The 14,035-nt window shown below is 30.2% G+C and carries 16 protein-coding genes, 2 tRNA genes and 2 rRNA genes; 16 read left to right on the forward strand and 4 right to left on the reverse strand.

The window, feature by feature from the left end; all coding sequences use genetic code 11:
• The 4 genes from CPJCM30710_RS13500 to CPJCM30710_RS13515 all read left to right on the forward strand — a co-directional run.
• Positions 1 to 204: ribosomal RNA gene (locus tag CPJCM30710_RS13500) — 23S ribosomal RNA — on the forward strand; the annotation flags it as partial.
• Positions 205 to 258: 54 nt separating this feature from the next.
• Positions 259 to 376 (forward strand): 5S ribosomal RNA (gene rrf, locus CPJCM30710_RS13505).
• 5 nt (positions 377 to 381) lie between these two features.
• Positions 382 to 457, forward strand: a tRNA-Phe gene (locus CPJCM30710_RS13510).
• A gap of 5 nt (positions 458 to 462) precedes the next feature.
• Positions 463 to 537, forward strand: a tRNA-Cys gene (locus tag CPJCM30710_RS13515).
• Between the two features lie 242 nt (positions 538 to 779).
• On the opposite strand, the gene CPJCM30710_RS13520 is transcribed toward CPJCM30710_RS13515, so the two are convergent.
• Positions 780 to 1,700, reverse strand: a complete 921-nt coding sequence (locus tag CPJCM30710_RS13520) for a S66 peptidase family protein (RefSeq protein WP_212904703.1) — start codon at positions 1,698 to 1,700, stop codon at positions 780 to 782.
• 80 nt (positions 1,701 to 1,780) lie between these two features.
• Positions 1,781 to 2,725: a magnesium transporter CorA family protein gene (locus CPJCM30710_RS13525; protein ID WP_212904704.1), complete on the reverse strand. Its 945-nt coding sequence runs from the start codon at positions 2,723 to 2,725 to the stop codon at positions 1,781 to 1,783.
• A gap of 303 nt (positions 2,726 to 3,028) precedes the next feature.
• On the opposite strand from CPJCM30710_RS13525, the gene CPJCM30710_RS13530 reads away from it, so the two are divergent.
• Positions 3,029 to 3,538, forward strand: coding sequence for a hypothetical protein (locus CPJCM30710_RS13530; protein WP_212904705.1), 510 nt, complete (start codon positions 3,029 to 3,031; stop codon positions 3,536 to 3,538).
• Positions 3,539 to 3,706: 168 nt separating this feature from the next.
• On the opposite strand, the gene CPJCM30710_RS13535 is transcribed toward CPJCM30710_RS13530, so the two are convergent.
• A complete protein-coding gene (locus tag CPJCM30710_RS13535) occupies positions 3,707 to 4,873 on the reverse strand; it encodes a zinc-binding metallopeptidase family protein (protein WP_212904706.1) in 1,167 nt (388 codons plus the stop codon).
• 162 nt (positions 4,874 to 5,035) lie between these two features.
• Here CPJCM30710_RS13535 and CPJCM30710_RS13540 point away from each other — a divergent pair, with 162 nt between their 5' ends.
• The 9 genes from CPJCM30710_RS13540 (at position 5,036) to CPJCM30710_RS13580 (ending at position 12,140) form a co-directional block, all read left to right on the forward strand.
• Positions 5,036 to 5,260, forward strand: coding sequence for a sigma factor G inhibitor Gin (locus CPJCM30710_RS13540; RefSeq protein ID WP_212904707.1), 225 nt, complete (start codon positions 5,036 to 5,038; stop codon positions 5,258 to 5,260).
• Positions 5,261 to 5,278: 18 nt separating this feature from the next.
• Positions 5,279 to 6,715 (forward strand): aminotransferase class I/II-fold pyridoxal phosphate-dependent enzyme, encoded by a 1,437-nt coding sequence (locus CPJCM30710_RS13545; RefSeq protein WP_212904708.1) that lies wholly within the window; start codon positions 5,279 to 5,281, stop codon positions 6,713 to 6,715.
• A 14-nt stretch (positions 6,716 to 6,729) separates the two neighbouring features.
• Positions 6,730 to 7,377 carry a dTMP kinase gene (gene tmk / locus CPJCM30710_RS13550; RefSeq protein ID WP_212904709.1) on the forward strand — a complete coding sequence of 216 codons (648 nt, stop codon included), beginning with the start codon at positions 6,730 to 6,732 and terminating at the stop codon, positions 7,375 to 7,377.
• Positions 7,378 to 7,562: 185 nt separating this feature from the next.
• Positions 7,563 to 7,892, forward strand: coding sequence for a cyclic-di-AMP receptor (locus CPJCM30710_RS13555; RefSeq protein ID WP_212904710.1), 330 nt, complete (start codon positions 7,563 to 7,565; stop codon positions 7,890 to 7,892).
• Positions 7,893 to 7,911: 19 nt separating this feature from the next.
• Complete coding sequence (locus CPJCM30710_RS13560) at positions 7,912 to 8,841, forward strand: DNA polymerase III subunit delta' (protein ID WP_212904711.1); 930 nt, start codon at positions 7,912 to 7,914, stop codon at positions 8,839 to 8,841.
• 1 nt (position 8,842) lies between these two features.
• Positions 8,843 to 9,748, forward strand: a complete 906-nt coding sequence (locus CPJCM30710_RS13565) for a PSP1 domain-containing protein (RefSeq protein ID WP_212904712.1) — start codon at positions 8,843 to 8,845, stop codon at positions 9,746 to 9,748.
• A gap of 77 nt (positions 9,749 to 9,825) precedes the next feature.
• Positions 9,826 to 10,029 (forward strand): heavy-metal-associated domain-containing protein, encoded by a 204-nt coding sequence (locus CPJCM30710_RS13570; RefSeq protein ID WP_212904713.1) that lies wholly within the window; start codon positions 9,826 to 9,828, stop codon positions 10,027 to 10,029.
• Positions 10,030 to 10,133: 104 nt separating this feature from the next.
• Positions 10,134 to 10,304 (forward strand): DUF362 domain-containing protein, encoded by a 171-nt coding sequence (locus CPJCM30710_RS13575; RefSeq protein WP_212904714.1) that lies wholly within the window; start codon positions 10,134 to 10,136, stop codon positions 10,302 to 10,304.
• 147 nt (positions 10,305 to 10,451) lie between these two features.
• Positions 10,452 to 12,140 carry a Mur ligase family protein gene (locus CPJCM30710_RS13580; protein ID WP_212904715.1) on the forward strand — a complete coding sequence of 563 codons (1,689 nt, stop codon included), beginning with the start codon at positions 10,452 to 10,454 and terminating at the stop codon, positions 12,138 to 12,140.
• Positions 12,141 to 12,158: 18 nt separating this feature from the next.
• Here the strand turns inward: CPJCM30710_RS13580 and CPJCM30710_RS13585 are convergent, their stop codons facing one another.
• Positions 12,159 to 12,806, reverse strand: a complete 648-nt coding sequence (locus CPJCM30710_RS13585) for an MBL fold metallo-hydrolase (RefSeq protein ID WP_212904716.1) — start codon at positions 12,804 to 12,806, stop codon at positions 12,159 to 12,161.
• Between the two features lie 223 nt (positions 12,807 to 13,029).
• Between CPJCM30710_RS13585 and CPJCM30710_RS13590 the strand changes: the two genes are divergently transcribed.
• Both CPJCM30710_RS13590 and CPJCM30710_RS13595 read left to right on the forward strand, forming a co-directional pair.
• The gene (locus CPJCM30710_RS13590) at positions 13,030 to 13,485 is read left to right on the forward strand and encodes a CtsR family transcriptional regulator (protein ID WP_212904717.1); all 456 of its coding nucleotides are present in this window, start codon (positions 13,030 to 13,032) and stop codon (positions 13,483 to 13,485) included.
• A 19-nt stretch (positions 13,486 to 13,504) separates the two neighbouring features.
• Positions 13,505 to 14,029 carry a UvrB/UvrC motif-containing protein gene (locus tag CPJCM30710_RS13595; RefSeq protein WP_212904718.1) on the forward strand — a complete coding sequence of 175 codons (525 nt, stop codon included), beginning with the start codon at positions 13,505 to 13,507 and terminating at the stop codon, positions 14,027 to 14,029.
• Positions 14,030 to 14,035: the final 6 nt, after the last annotated feature.

A 14,035-nucleotide genomic window follows, 5' to 3' on the forward strand; every position in this document is an offset into this window, starting at 1 on the left:
TGTTCCGCCAGGAGCATAGCTGGGTAGCTACGTCGGGAAGGGATAAACGCTGAAAGCATCTAAGCGTGAAGCCCACCTCAAGATTAGATTTCCCATAGCATAAGCTAGTAAGATCCCTTGAAGAACACAAGGTTGATAGGTCAGAGGTGTAAGCATGGTAACATGTTGAGCTGACTGATACTAATAGGTCGAGGGCTTGACCAATAAAAAGGCTAAAACTTATGTGCAATTTTGATGGAATAAAATTTCATCAACAAATCTGGTGATGATGCTTTTAGAGGATACACCCGTTCCCATACCGAACACGATGGTTAAGCTCTAAGAGGCCGATGGTACTGCACGGGCGACTGTGTGGGAGAGTAGGAGGTTGCCAGGTTGCGTGGCTCGATAGCTCAGTCGGTAGAGCAGAGGACTGAAAATCCTCGTGTCGCTGGTTCGATTCCTGCTCGAGCCACCATGTATGGCGCCATAGCCAAGTGGTAAGGCAGAGGTCTGCAAAACCTTTATTCCCCAGTTCAAATCTGGGTGGCGCCTCCATATTAAAAAGCGTAGTAACTTAAGTTACTACGCTTTTTATTTTTCTTTATAGATTTTAAAATAAGCTTATTTCATAGTTATATAGCTTTTAAGATAATTATTATTTAGTTGTGTATAATTAAAAAGTTATTCACAGAAAAGTGAGTAAAACGTCAAATAATACACAGTTTTTGTGGATAAGTATTGTTAATTGTTATTAAACTGTGGATATCTTTTTGTTTTATAAACAATTTTAAGATTAATTATCTTACTACAGGATGAGGAATATTTATCTTTTTATTAGTAAAATCAAAGGTTACTTCTATTCCAATAGGAATAGTTAGATTAGGATATTCATGTCCAAAAGGAAAATTTAATATTGTTGGTTTGTTTAAAGTTAAAATTCTATCCTTAATTACCTCGGTTATAGTAAAGTTATCTATAGTCTTATCTTCCTTATTAGGTGTAAAATATCCTAATATAAATCCCTTACAGCATTGAAGCTTATTTGCCATTAAAAGTTGGGTAAGCATTCTATCAATAGCATAAATTTTTTCATTTACTTCTTCAATAATTAAAATTTTATTTTTTGTTTCTATTTCAAAGGGAGTACCAAGAGAACTACATATAAGAGATAGATTTCCTCCTACCAAAACTCCCTTTATATTATTAGGATTTAGCATTTCAATTTGAGAATATCCGTTTAAATCAATTTTGTATCCTTTATTTCCTTTAATTAATGCAGAAATAAAACTTTCTCTAGTATTTTCTTCTTCAAAATTAGACTTAATCATTGGACCATGAAAAGTAATAAAACCTAACTGTTTATATAAATAGTTTAATAGAATTGTTATATCACTATAACCACAGACAATCTTAGGATTTTTTTTTATAATGTTTAAGTCTAGGTATGGAAGAATTCGCATAGTTCCATAACCGCCTCTAAAACATATAATAGCAGTTACTGTATCATCTTTAAACATATTCATAAGATCTGCAGCTCTTTGTCGATCATCTCCAGCAAAATAACCTTTTTTATCATAGAGATGATCACCTATCTTTACTTTAAATCCAAGATTCTTAAAGTCTTTTATTTTTTTTTCAATAATATCGAAGTCATCACAACTAGCAGGAGCTATAATACCTATAGTATCACCAAAACTCAATTTTTTTCCTAATAACATAGTTCTCCTCCAAGTATAAAAAAGAGAAAATGATTCTTATACTAATATTTATGATGAAAATAATAATAGTAGTATATAATTTATGAAAACATATCTTTTTTATAAAGAAGTGCCGCAACTATTAAGCATATACCTATAGTAAGTCCCATGACTATATAGAAAGCAAAAGGATTATCCTGAAATGGTAAGGCTATATTCATACCATATATACCTCCCATTATTGTAGGTATAGCTAAAAGTATTGTAACAGATGCAAGAACCTTCATAACTATATTTAGATTATTAGAGATAACTGAGGCAAAAAAATCCATAGTGCTTGCAAGAATGTTGCTATAAATTTCAGTCATTTCTATTGCTTGTTTATTTTCTATAATAACATCTTCTAGAACATCTTTATCTTCTGAATATTTTTGCATTATATCAAGTTTAAGCATCTTCTCAAGAGTTGCTTCATTGGATTTTAAAGACGTTGAAAAGTAAACAAGTGATTTCTCAAGAGAATGAAGCTGTATAAGTTCTCTATTCTTCATTGACCTATGCAATCTTTTTTCTATCATAAGACTCTTTTTATCTATTTGTCTTAAATACAAAAGATAATAAGTTGAGACTCTGTTTAGTATTTGAAGTATGAATCTTGATTTTTTAAAGGAGTAGAAAGATTTTATCTTACCTGAAACGAAGTCTGTTAATATTTTTGAATTCTTTAAACATATAGTTATTATTTCTTTTTCAGTATGTATAATACCTAATGGATATGTATCATATGTTAATGAGTTATCTTCCATTTCTGTAAATGGAATGTCTACTATAACTAAAATATTATTATTTTCTATATCAATACGAGAAGTTTCTTCATCATCAAGTGGCGCTCTCAAAAATTCTATAGGAACACCTGTCTTTTTAGAGATTAATACTAATTCTTCATATGATGGAGCTACTATGTTAATCCAACAACCGGGTTCTAAGTTGTCTATGCTGTTAAGGGTAGCATCAGTTTCACTTAATGATTTATAAATTTGAATCAAAAAAAACACCTCCAATCATGCTTTATTAAATTATACTAAGTATTGCAGTACGGGTAAACTATTAATGAAGTATTTTTCTAACAGAATAAAGTTTATAACGGAATAAAAACTTGCAAGTTTATATCTTTAAGCAATAATGAGAGAAAAGAACTACTATAAAGTATTAGTGGGACTATGTTCATAGATTATTAATAAAGGAAGTATTATAAGTTTAATGAAACATGAATGATATGGATTTAATTCTAAAAGAGTAGTATAATCACATTATTGATAGTATATAGGATTATGGGGGATCTTTTTAATATGGGGACTTTACACAGAGAAGTGATAAAGAGAAGAAAAGTTAGAGGCATAGTTCTTTCAATTATTATTCTATGTATGATGATTACAGTTTCTAATTTTGTTGGACAAATATTAGTAATTCAATCTAATATGAAAGCAATTAGTGATGGTTTGATTTCAATAGTAACAATTGGATTTTTATCTTTTGAAATTCTAAGGTGTAGAACTAGATATAAGTATTCAATAATTGTTGATAAATTAATTATTCATAAGATATACTCAGAAGATCAAAAAACTTTAGAAAACATTAAAATATCTGATATAGTGTATATTGATAAAATAGGTCCTAAGTCTAAAAAGTTTAATATTTCCTCAATAAGAATATATCTCTGTAATATCTTAAGTTCGGATACTTACTGCTGTATATATAAATATGAGGAAGAGTATAGAAAGTTCTATTTTCAGCCAAGTAAAGAGTTGGTAAATAAGATTATTAATTCAAGTTTAAAATATAATAAAGTAGCAGGTTAGCAATAAGCCGTTAAGCATAAGTTAAAGCTTAACGGCTTTATTGTTGCCATTTCATAAAGTGAAATCTAGCTAAAACTAAGCAGGGAGGATGATATTCAGTTTTATTATGCCAAAAAGTAAAAAATCATTTATATTATTAATTCGAAATGTTCGAACTAGTTTTTTAAGTTAATATAGAGATTTTTTCATATCATAGAATTCACCTTTTACATCGCCTAAAAGATTCTCACTTTGAATTAAGTCAAGGCCAGTAAATGCTAGACCTAAAGCAGCTTTAAGAGCTACTTCTTGACTATATTGAGACAAAGTCGCTTCTCCAAAGGCTTTTGTTCCATACTTAATAGATTTATCTTTAATAATTGATATATAAGGATGGATTGTAGGTACTTTATGACTTATAACGCCAAGGCTTAATCCTGCATCAATATCTCTAGGGTCACATATATCAATTATTCCAGTTTCTTTAAGATTATGGCTGAATAATCTATTTAGAGTTATGTTAGTTATAAGTTGTTCACTTGGAGGTTCATATAGAGCTACAATATTTTGAATTCCCATTAACTCGCTTACATAATGAGCTATTTCTCTTAGCTTCTGTTCAGCAAGTTTAGCTACATCCATTTCTTTTGCTCTAATATAGAATTTTGCTTCAGATTCTGCTGGAAGTAAGAGCGGTGTTGAACCACCCTTTGATAATATTGAGTTTACAGTAACATCTTTAGGGAATCCTTTAAGCAATGCATTTAAAATATTTATGGTTAATAGTATTGAATCTAAAGAAGTATAAATATCCTTATTTAAAAAGCTTAATCCATCATGTCCTATAAATTTAACACTTAAAGGGATAATGGCAGAGGATGTACCACTTTCACAGGTAACTACATCGGGATGTGCTATAAGCACTGCATCAATGTCGTCAAATATACCCTGACGAACCATAGTTGATTTTGTTCCTCCAAGATATTCGCCAGGACATCCTATAACTATAACAGTACCACCAACCTTTTCTATTATTTTTCCCAATCCTAAGGTGGCTGTTATAGACATGGTAGCAAGGAGATTGTGCCCAGTTATATGCCCTTCTTCTTTTACTGCATCATACTCACAAAGATAACAAATTTTTGGATGCCCATTACCTTTACTAGCATAAAAAGCAGTGGATATATCTAGAAAGTTATTTTGAACGTTAAAACCTCTATCAGAGAGAAATTTTGATATATATTCGCAAGCTTTATGTTCACAATAGCTTTCTTCAGGGTTATCATATAAAAACTTGCAAAGTTTATATAAATCCTCTTTTTCAGTGGATAGATATGATATCATTTCTTGCTTCATTATACTTAACCTCCTGATACTTATTCAGAATTATTTTATCCTTTGAAAAGAAAAATATTTATTGTGGACAAATTAAGATTATTTAATGAACTGAATAAAATATAGTATATAAGGCAAGAATCAAGATAGGTTATATGTTTTAAAGGAGGTGTAATGTAATTCATGTATAAAGATTTATCTGCAAAAAATAATTGTATAATATGTGGCAAACATTGTGAAAATGGTATAATAATAAAGGGAAAAGTGATATGTTCAAGTTGTGAGGAAAAGCTTGTAAGTTGTGAAATAGGAACAGATTTTTATGAATACTATAAAGATTGTATAAAAAAGCATCTTGTACCTAGTATTTTAAGAGATAATGTTGAAATGAATGAATACCTAAGATAAGTAAGGGGAGAGATAGTCGTGAAAAATATTCCTCTAGTACAAGGATTAAGCCAGTATATTAAAGAAGATAATGCACCTTTTTCTATGCCAGGACATAAGTATGGTAGAGGTTTTGATTTATCTTCATTAAAAACAAACTTAAGAGAAGTTATGATTTGTGGAGATATTACGGAAGTTGAAGGTCTAGATAATCTTCATAAGCCAGAAGGACTAATTAAAGAAGCACTTTTAAGATTAAAATTGCTATACACAAGTGAAAAATCATATTTCTTGGTCAATGGAAGTACTTCTGGAAATTTAATTATGTTATTTTCTTGTTTTGAAGAAGGGGACAAGGTTTTGGTAGAAAGAAATTGTCACCGTTCCATTTTTAATGGAATTATAATGAGAAAGCTGGATCCAGTTTATTTAAAGAGTAAAATAAGTGAAAAGATAATGGCTCCTGTTTCCATAGACACGGAGCATTTTTTTAGTGTGTTAGAAGAACATGAAGATATTAAAGGAATAGTAGTAACCTATCCCAATTATTATGGAATAACTTCAGATTTAAAAGTAATAATAAGGGAATGTAAAAAAAGAAATATAAGAGTTTTAGTAGATTGTGCGCATGGTGCTCATTTTGGAGTTCATAAGGATTTACCACAAAGTCCTTTGATTTTAGGAGCCGATATGGTAGTTATGAGTGCTCACAAAACACTTCCTAGTTTAACGCAAACAGCATATCTTCATGTTAATAATAAAGATTTCATTGAGAGGGTAGATTTTTATTTAGGAGTATTTTTAAGTACAAGCCCTTCTTATATATTAATGGCATCTTTAGATTATGCTAGAGCCTTTTTGGAGGAGCAAGGTTATAACGCCTATGATAAGCTTTTATCAAAAATAAAAGAAGTAAGGGAAAAAATAAATAGTCTTTCTTATGTTAAAGCTGTGGATAAAGAGTATTTAAAGGATGATATAAAAAAGTATAATATTGATATAGACGAAAGTAGAATAGTTTTAAATTTAAGAAAAGGATTAAGTGGTCATAAGTTATTAGAGTATTTAAGAAAGTGTAAAGTACAAGCAGAAATGAGTGATGAACATAATGTAGTATTAATATGTTCACCTTTTAATAATGAAGAAGATTATGATAAGCTAATATATGCCCTAGAAAAAATAGATGAAGAAATTATAAAAGAAAAAATTAAGCCAGTTTATAGTTGTTCCTTGCCCCAAAAGATTATAGCTCCTTTTGAGGCATTTAATAAACCTAAAGAAATCGTAGATTCGCATATGGTTAATGGCAAAATATGTGGAGAGAATATAATTCCGTATCCTCCAGGTATACCTCTAGTAATGATGGGAGAAAAAATTGAAAAAGAACATGTTGATATAATTAACCACTATATTAAATATGGTGTAACAGTTATTGGAGTAGAAGATAATAAAGTTAAGATTGTAAAAGATACTTAGAAAGAGTGATGAATATGGATAAAGGATTATTTATAGTATTTGAAGGTCCAGAGGGGTCGGGAAAGACTACAATATTAAAAACTGTTGAAAAGTACCTAAAGGAGCTTGGGCTAGGCTTTGTTACTACGAGAGAACCAGGAGGGATATCAATTTCTGAGCAAATAAGGGAAGTGATATTGAATAAAGATAACGTAGCAATGGATGGAAGAACAGAAGCACTTTTATATGCTGCTGCAAGAAGACAACACCTTGTTGAAAAAGTAATTCCAGCCCTAGAACAAGGAAAGATTGTTTTATGTGATAGATTTGTAGATTCCTCTTTAGCATATCAAGGATATGCAAGAGGGTTGGGAATGGAAAATGTTATGAAAGTTAATGAGTTTGCTATTAATGATTATATGCCTGATTTAACTATATTATTCGATTTAGATCCAGAAATAGGATTGAAGAGAATTGCTGAAAATAAAGATAGAGAAGTTAATAGATTAGATCTTGAGGGATTAAATTTTCATAGAAAAGTTCGAGAAGCATATCATATACTAGCTGAAAAATATAAAGAAAGAATAAGAGTAATTGATGCAGGAAAAGTTCTTGAAGAAGTTATTGCAGATGTAAATAATATTATTTATAACTTTTTGTTAAGTAAAGGATACATAGAATAATATAGTATCCAAACAGTATCTATTATGATAAAATAAGAAATAATATATAGCTAAAGAGAACTTTGAAAAGTCAGCATGACTTAACTTAATACGTAATGGATTTCAGAAATAGCCTCGATATTAAATGTTTTTCAAGTTCTAAGTTTAATTAAGAACTTGTTTTCTGTATTAAAGGAGGTATTTTTATGAAACTAGTTATAGCTATAATACAAGATGATGATGCTTTTCATGTGGTAGATACCATCACAGAAGCAGGTTTTAGGGTTACAAAACTTGCAACTACAGGCGGGTTTTTAAGGGATGGAAATACTACTCTTTTAATTGGAATTGAAAAAGAGCATGTAGATAAGGTAATAAACATCATTGAGGATATTTGCAAGACACGAAAGCAGATAATTACATCACCTTCACCAGTGCTGGGAACAATAGAAAGGTATACTCCATATACTACGGAAGTTGAAGTTGGAGGTGCAACAGTATTTGTTGTAGATGTCGATAAATTCGTTAAGTTATAAATAAAAAGGAGAGTGTACATTGAGTTTTATTGGTCATGAAGCTATAAGAGAAAGATTTAATAAAAGTATAAAAAATAGTGCACTCTCACATGCTCATCTGATAATAGGTGATGATGGCATTGGGAAGAGTATATTGGCAAAGGACTTTGCTGTAAAGATATTGGGTAGGGAAGAATGCAGAGATTATGTTGATATAGTAAATTATAAACCCAAAAAAGGTTCTTTTGGAGTAGACGAGGTAAGAGAAATAATCTCTGAGGTAAATAAAAAGCCTTATGAAGGAGATAAAAAGGTTATAATAATATATGATGGAAATAAGCTTACCACTCAAGCTCAAAATGCTTTACTTAAAACTATAGAAGAACCTCCTAAGGGAGTTTACATGATTTTATTATGTGAGAGCACTGAACTAATTTTAGATACAATAAAATCAAGATGCCAGATACATAAATTATCTCCTCTTTCCCTAGAAGAGATGGAGAATTTTATAGAAAAAAATTATGAAGCTTTAGATGAGAAAGTGAAAAAAACTCTTTTAGCCTTCAGTGAGGGTATACCAGGAAGAGTGCAGAAATTCCTAGAAGACAAAAGCTTTGAGGAAGTAAGAAATATAGTTTTAGATATGCTGAAGGATATAAATAAAAGAGATGAAAAAATAATAATAGAATATGAACAGCGTTTTACTCAATATAATGATAAGGAAGAAGAGATTCTTTCAACTATAGTATCCTTTGTAAGGGATATAATTGTTTATAAGGAGATAGAAAATTTATCCATGATAATAAATGGAGATAAAATAGATGATATAAAAGATCTATCAAACTTAATGTCTTACAAAAAGCTAAAGGCAATTGTAGGGGTAGTTGATGATACAAGAAAAAATTTTAAAAGTAACACCAACTCTTCTATGACCTTTAATGTTATGCTTATAAGTCTATTGGAGGTTTAATATGATAAAAGTTGTAGGAGTACGTTTTAAAAAAGCAGGTAAGATATATTATTTTGATCCTAATAGTATTGATATAAATAAAGGACAGAGTGTAATTGTTGAAACTGCAAGAGGGGTAGAGTTTGGAGAATGTGTTATAGGAATAAAAGAAATAAGTGAACAAGAAATTGTAGCACCCTTAAAAAGTGTTTTAAGAGTAGCTGATGAGAATGATATAAATAAACATGAAGAGAATAAGGCAAAAGAAAAAGATGCTTTTGAAATATGCTTAAAGAAAATATCAGAACATGGTCTTCAGATGAAGCTTATAGATGTTGAATATACCTTTGATAATAACAAGGTTATATTCTACTTTACAGCAGATGGAAGAGTAGATTTTAGAGAGCTAGTAAAGGATTTAGCTACAATTTTTAAAACAAGAATTGAACTTAGACAAATAGGGGTTAGAGATGAAGCAAAGATGATAGGTGGAGTCGGACCTTGTGGTAGACAAATGTGCTGTTCAAGCTTTCTAGGAGATTTCGCTTCAGTATCTATAAAGATGGCAAAGGAGCAAAGCCTTTCACTTAACCCAACTAAGATTTCAGGAATATGTGGAAGACTTATGTGCTGTTTAAATTACGAACAAAGTACTTATGAGCATATAAGAAAGAGACTTCCTAAAGTTGGTTCTGTAGTTGATACACCAGATGGCCGTGGAGAAGTTATTTCTAATTCTGTTGTTAAAGAGATGGTTAAGGTTAAGGTTAGAAAAGGAGAAGAGGAGTTAATAGAACAGTTTGATATTGAAGAAATTAAACTTATATCAGGAAGTTATGAAGGAAATGTAGATGATATGGACATTAAGCTTGAGCTTGAAGATGAAGCTGATAAACAGTTAATTAAGGATCTATTTAGCGGTAATTAGTATAGATAAGTTAAGTTTTTACTCAATCGACAGAATAATTTAACTATAGCTTCTGTATCTATAAAAGGAGGTTGATTATGAAATCTTCAATTAAGATTCCTAATATGAAGGGGCCAGATGATGTTAAGAAAATAAAAAAAGCTATAGCTTGCAATGAAGGGGTTATCGCTTGTGAGATTAGCAAGGAAAAGGGAGAAGTAAATATAGTTTATGATACTTATTTTATTCAACTAGATGATATTATAGCTTCTATTGAAGATTTTGGATATACAGTTTTATAAGAGTAAAATAATTATTACCAAAAATTCTTTAAAAATTAAAAAAAACATGATAAAATAAATATGGTGCTTAAATGCACCATATTTTTTAGGGGGGGTGCTTTATTATGGCATTTACAATTCAAGATTCTTGTGTAAGCTGTGGAGCTTGTGCTTCAGAATGTCCAATCAATGCTATAAGCCAAGGAGATACACAATTTGCTATAGATGCAGATGCTTGTATCGATTGTGGAAACTGTGCTAATGTTTGTCCTGTAGGAGCAGCAGTTCAAGAATAATTTTAAACCGGACAGGCCATCTTTTAAGATGGCCTTCTTTCTTTAGTAAGAAGAGTAAAAGCTCTCACCAAAAGGTGAGGGCTTTTTTGTATAATATTTAGATTAATTGGTAAATTATATATGAAATATTTACGGGAAGTGACTTATATGGAGGTTAAAAAATTTACAATCTTAGAAGGAACAAACCTAAAGGGAATAAACCAGCTTTTTTATGTTTTAGTGTCAGAAAAGGAACAAAAATTACTTCAAAGTAAGTTAACAAGCTATGAAATTATATGTACTGACTTAGGACTTAAAGGAGAAATTATTGATGAAGGTTTTTCTAATGAAGGTTATGAGGCATGGGTAAGTTATGATAGGTATTATATATGTCTTTATATAGTTGAAAGTTTGTTAAATGGAGAAAATGAGGATGAAATAAGCCAAATAGCTTGGGAAAAAGTAAAGGATGATTGGAGTTATGAACTTATTTTAAGGGTTAAAGATGAAGGTATTCCTGTAGTAATGTTATCTGAGCAAGAAATACAGATTGGATATGGAATAAATTCTTTAAGAGTGAATAAGGGGGTTTTTAAAAATGACTATTTAGAAAGCATAGATGAGATAATAAAAGAAATGAAGATTAAGAATAATGGACTAATACCTATAATTTCTGTTACAGGAACTAATGGAAAAACAACTACTGTAAGACTTATATATACACTTCTCAAGAATATAGGATATTCAGTTGGTATGGCATCAACAGGAGGTATTTTTATAGGAGATAAAAATATTAAGCATGGAGATACCACTGGTTTTTATAGTGCAAGGGAAGTGTTAAAGAACAATACTGTAGATGTAGCTGTACTTGAAACTGCCAGAGGCGGAATTATAAAAAAGGGATTAGGGTATGAAAAATGTTGTGTAGCTATAATAACATCTTTATCAGAGGATCATATAGGGATGAATGGGATTGAGGACTTAGATGGTCTTGGCAGAGTTAAGGCATTGATAGCAGATGATATGATTTATGGAGGTAAAATTATTATTAGAGCTATAGAGCCTTTGGTAAAGCTATTTACTAATAGAGAAGACATTGTGCTTTTTGATTTTGAAAAAAATGAATTTATTATAAAGCATATAGAGTTAGGAGGAGAAGCTTGGTATGTAGAAGATGGGTGTATAGTATTAAACAAAGATGGTATAGAGCATGAAATTATTAATCTTCAAAAAATACCTTTTGCTCATAAAGGATATTCAAAGGGTAATGTGAAAAATATAATAGCGGCCTTGGCTGCTATAAATACTTTCTATAAGGATATTCAGGATGTTATTGCAGTATTAGAGAATTTGCAATGTGATATTTATACTAATGCTGGAAGGCAAAATATAATAACTATTGATGATTATAAGATAATTTTAGACTATGGACATAATGCTGAAGCTTTTGAAGAGGTATTCTATATAGCAAAGAGTTTAAATCCATCAAGTATAACTGGAATTATAGCAGCAGCAGGAGATAGAAGAGATGAGTATATAAGGGAACTTGGTACTATAGCTGCAAGATACTGTAATCATATAATAATAAGAGAGCAGGTAGAAAGAAGAGGAAGATCTCAAGGAGAGTCTCCAGAGATTATTAAAAAAGGAGTTATGAATACTGGTTTTAATAGCAGTAAGGTGGAGATTATTTTGAAAGAGGAAGAGGCTATAGTCTATGCTATGAAGAAGGCCATAAAGGATGAAGTTATTGTTTTATTTACTCAGTGTTTGGATGTTGTTATTCCTGCTATAAATAACTACTTAGATAGTAGAGGATTAAAAAAAATTGCAGAGGATATAGATTTATTACATTAACATAAAAAAGGTGACAAGTTACGTCACCTTTTTTGGTGGAGATAAGAGTATTACTTTATTTATAGATGAAGTTTTTTCATTTAATATAAAACAGTTTGAATTTAATTTATTCACATTTTGCATGGAGGTTAAAAATTTTTCAGGGCCGTCAAGGAGAAATGAGAGAGCTGGGGTTTTATAATGCATTGGTATAATATATGAAGGATTTATAGAGCGTGATACTTTTGCAGCTTCTATTCCGTCTAAGGTATAATGTCCTCCTACGGGTATAAGAAGAAGGTCAATTTGTCCAAGTTCCTCTATCATTTCCTTTGATAGGATATGACCTAAATCTCCAAGATGACATATTCTAAAGCCATCTACTTCGATTATAAAAATTATATTATCTCCTCTCTTACTTCCTTTATCTTTATCATGATAACTTTTAAGTCCTATTATTGCACATAGGTTTAAGTTGTATTTACCAATTGTATCAATTACCTTTGTATTTTTTAGAAAGTGTCCTGTATTGGAATGATCAAAATGATTATGACTCACAGTAACAACATCTACATCACTTTTATAAGGATCATATCCTATATCTCCATCAAAGGGATCAGTTAAGATTCTTTTTCCAATAGAGGTTTTAATCAAAAAAGAAGCATGACCAAGCCATTCTATTTCCATAATGAAATCACCTTAATTCTAAATTTACTAAGTATTTTTACCATTAGGGTGAAAAATAATACTATAAAGAGAAAAAGTGAAAAATAAAAAGTTTTTTTCTTATAATCGTCTATAAACAGTATATTAAAAGATAATTGATATTTTTTGTATATTGATAACAAAATAAAAACATATTAATATATAATTAAGGTCAAAGAAAGTCAAAGTAAGGTCGGTGGATAATATGGCAAGACTATCTGATATTATAGAAGAATTTATAAAAAAACTTATGCAAGAAAATATTGAGCAAGAACTTCAAATACAAAGAAATGAGTTAGCCGATAAGTTTAGTTGTGCTCCTTCTCAAATCAATTATGTGCTTACTACTAGATTTACCTATGAGAAAGGTTATTTGATAGAAAGTAGAAGAGGGGGCGGGGGATATATAGTAATAAGAAAAGTTAATTATGATAATAGGGAACGTAGAAATAAGCTTATTAATGAAAGTATTGGAGAGGGTATAACATATCATAATTCCATTGCACTTCTTGAAAGTCTTTATGATGCAGATATTATAAATGAAAGAGAATTTGAAATTATGAAAATTGCTATCAATGATAGGACTCTGCAAAGTGTAGATAATAAGAATAAGGTAAGAGCAGATATATTAAGAGCAATGATTATAGTTTTATTATCTTAAAGAAAAGGATGGATGATAAATGTTATGTGAAAAATGTGGTGTAAATCAAGCTAATGTCCATATTGTAAAAGTTGTTAATGGAAACAAAAAAGAAATGAATTTGTGTGATAAATGTGCAAATGATGTATCAGATATACCTATTACTCCTTTTGAGGACTTGGAGCATGTCTCTAACTCGTTTCATAATTTGCTAAGTGGGTTAGTAGATTATATAAACAAATCCTCAAAAACTCCCGATAGCTTAGAGGTTAAGTGTGATAATTGTGGTATGAGTTATAGAGAATTTAAGAAGTTTGGATTTTTAGGTTGTAGCGAATGTTATAAAACTTTCTCCAATACTATAGTCCCAGTAATTAAGAGAGTTCAAGGAGATGTTGAGCATATAGGAAAAGTTCCATCAAAAGCAGGAAAGGGAATTTTAGAAAAGAAAAAGATATTAAAGCTTAAGGAAGAACTTCAGCAGGCTATTTTATCAGAAGAATATGAAAAAGCAGCAGTGCTTAGAGATGAAATAAAATCTTTGCAGGAAAAGTTAGATGAATAGGAGGGA

Origin of the sequence: Clostridium polyendosporum (assembly GCF_018332455.1) — a bacterium.
GTDB classification, from domain to species: Bacteria; Bacillota; Clostridia; order Clostridiales; family Clostridiaceae; genus Clostridium_AY; species Clostridium_AY polyendosporum.

Bases quoted from the DNA above. Each gene is read 5' to 3' on its own strand.
- CPJCM30710_RS13520 (WP_212904703.1), bottom strand. From the start codon at position 1,700: ATGTTATTAGGAAAAAAATTGAGTTTTGGTGATACTATAGGTATTATA.
- CPJCM30710_RS13530 (WP_212904705.1), top strand. From the start codon at position 3,029: ATGGGGACTTTACACAGAGAAGTGATAAAGAGAAGAAAAGTTAGAGGC.
- CPJCM30710_RS13535 (WP_212904706.1), bottom strand. From the start codon at position 4,873: ATGAAGCAAGAAATGATATCATATCTATCCACTGAAAAAGAGGATTTA.
- CPJCM30710_RS13540 (WP_212904707.1), top strand. From the start codon at position 5,036: ATGTATAAAGATTTATCTGCAAAAAATAATTGTATAATATGTGGCAAA.
- tmk (WP_212904709.1), top strand. From the start codon at position 6,730: ATGGATAAAGGATTATTTATAGTATTTGAAGGTCCAGAGGGGTCGGGA.
- CPJCM30710_RS13555 (WP_212904710.1), top strand. From the start codon at position 7,563: ATGAAACTAGTTATAGCTATAATACAAGATGATGATGCTTTTCATGTG.
- CPJCM30710_RS13565 (WP_212904712.1), top strand. From the start codon at position 8,843: ATGATAAAAGTTGTAGGAGTACGTTTTAAAAAAGCAGGTAAGATATAT.
- CPJCM30710_RS13570 (WP_212904713.1), top strand. From the start codon at position 9,826: ATGAAATCTTCAATTAAGATTCCTAATATGAAGGGGCCAGATGATGTT.
- CPJCM30710_RS13575 (WP_212904714.1), top strand. From the start codon at position 10,134: ATGGCATTTACAATTCAAGATTCTTGTGTAAGCTGTGGAGCTTGTGCT.
- CPJCM30710_RS13580 (WP_212904715.1), top strand. From the start codon at position 10,452: ATGGAGGTTAAAAAATTTACAATCTTAGAAGGAACAAACCTAAAGGGA.
- CPJCM30710_RS13585 (WP_212904716.1), bottom strand. From the start codon at position 12,806: ATGGAAATAGAATGGCTTGGTCATGCTTCTTTTTTGATTAAAACCTCT.
- CPJCM30710_RS13590 (WP_212904717.1), top strand. From the start codon at position 13,030: ATGGCAAGACTATCTGATATTATAGAAGAATTTATAAAAAAACTTATG.
- CPJCM30710_RS13595 (WP_212904718.1), top strand. From the start codon at position 13,505: ATGTTATGTGAAAAATGTGGTGTAAATCAAGCTAATGTCCATATTGTA.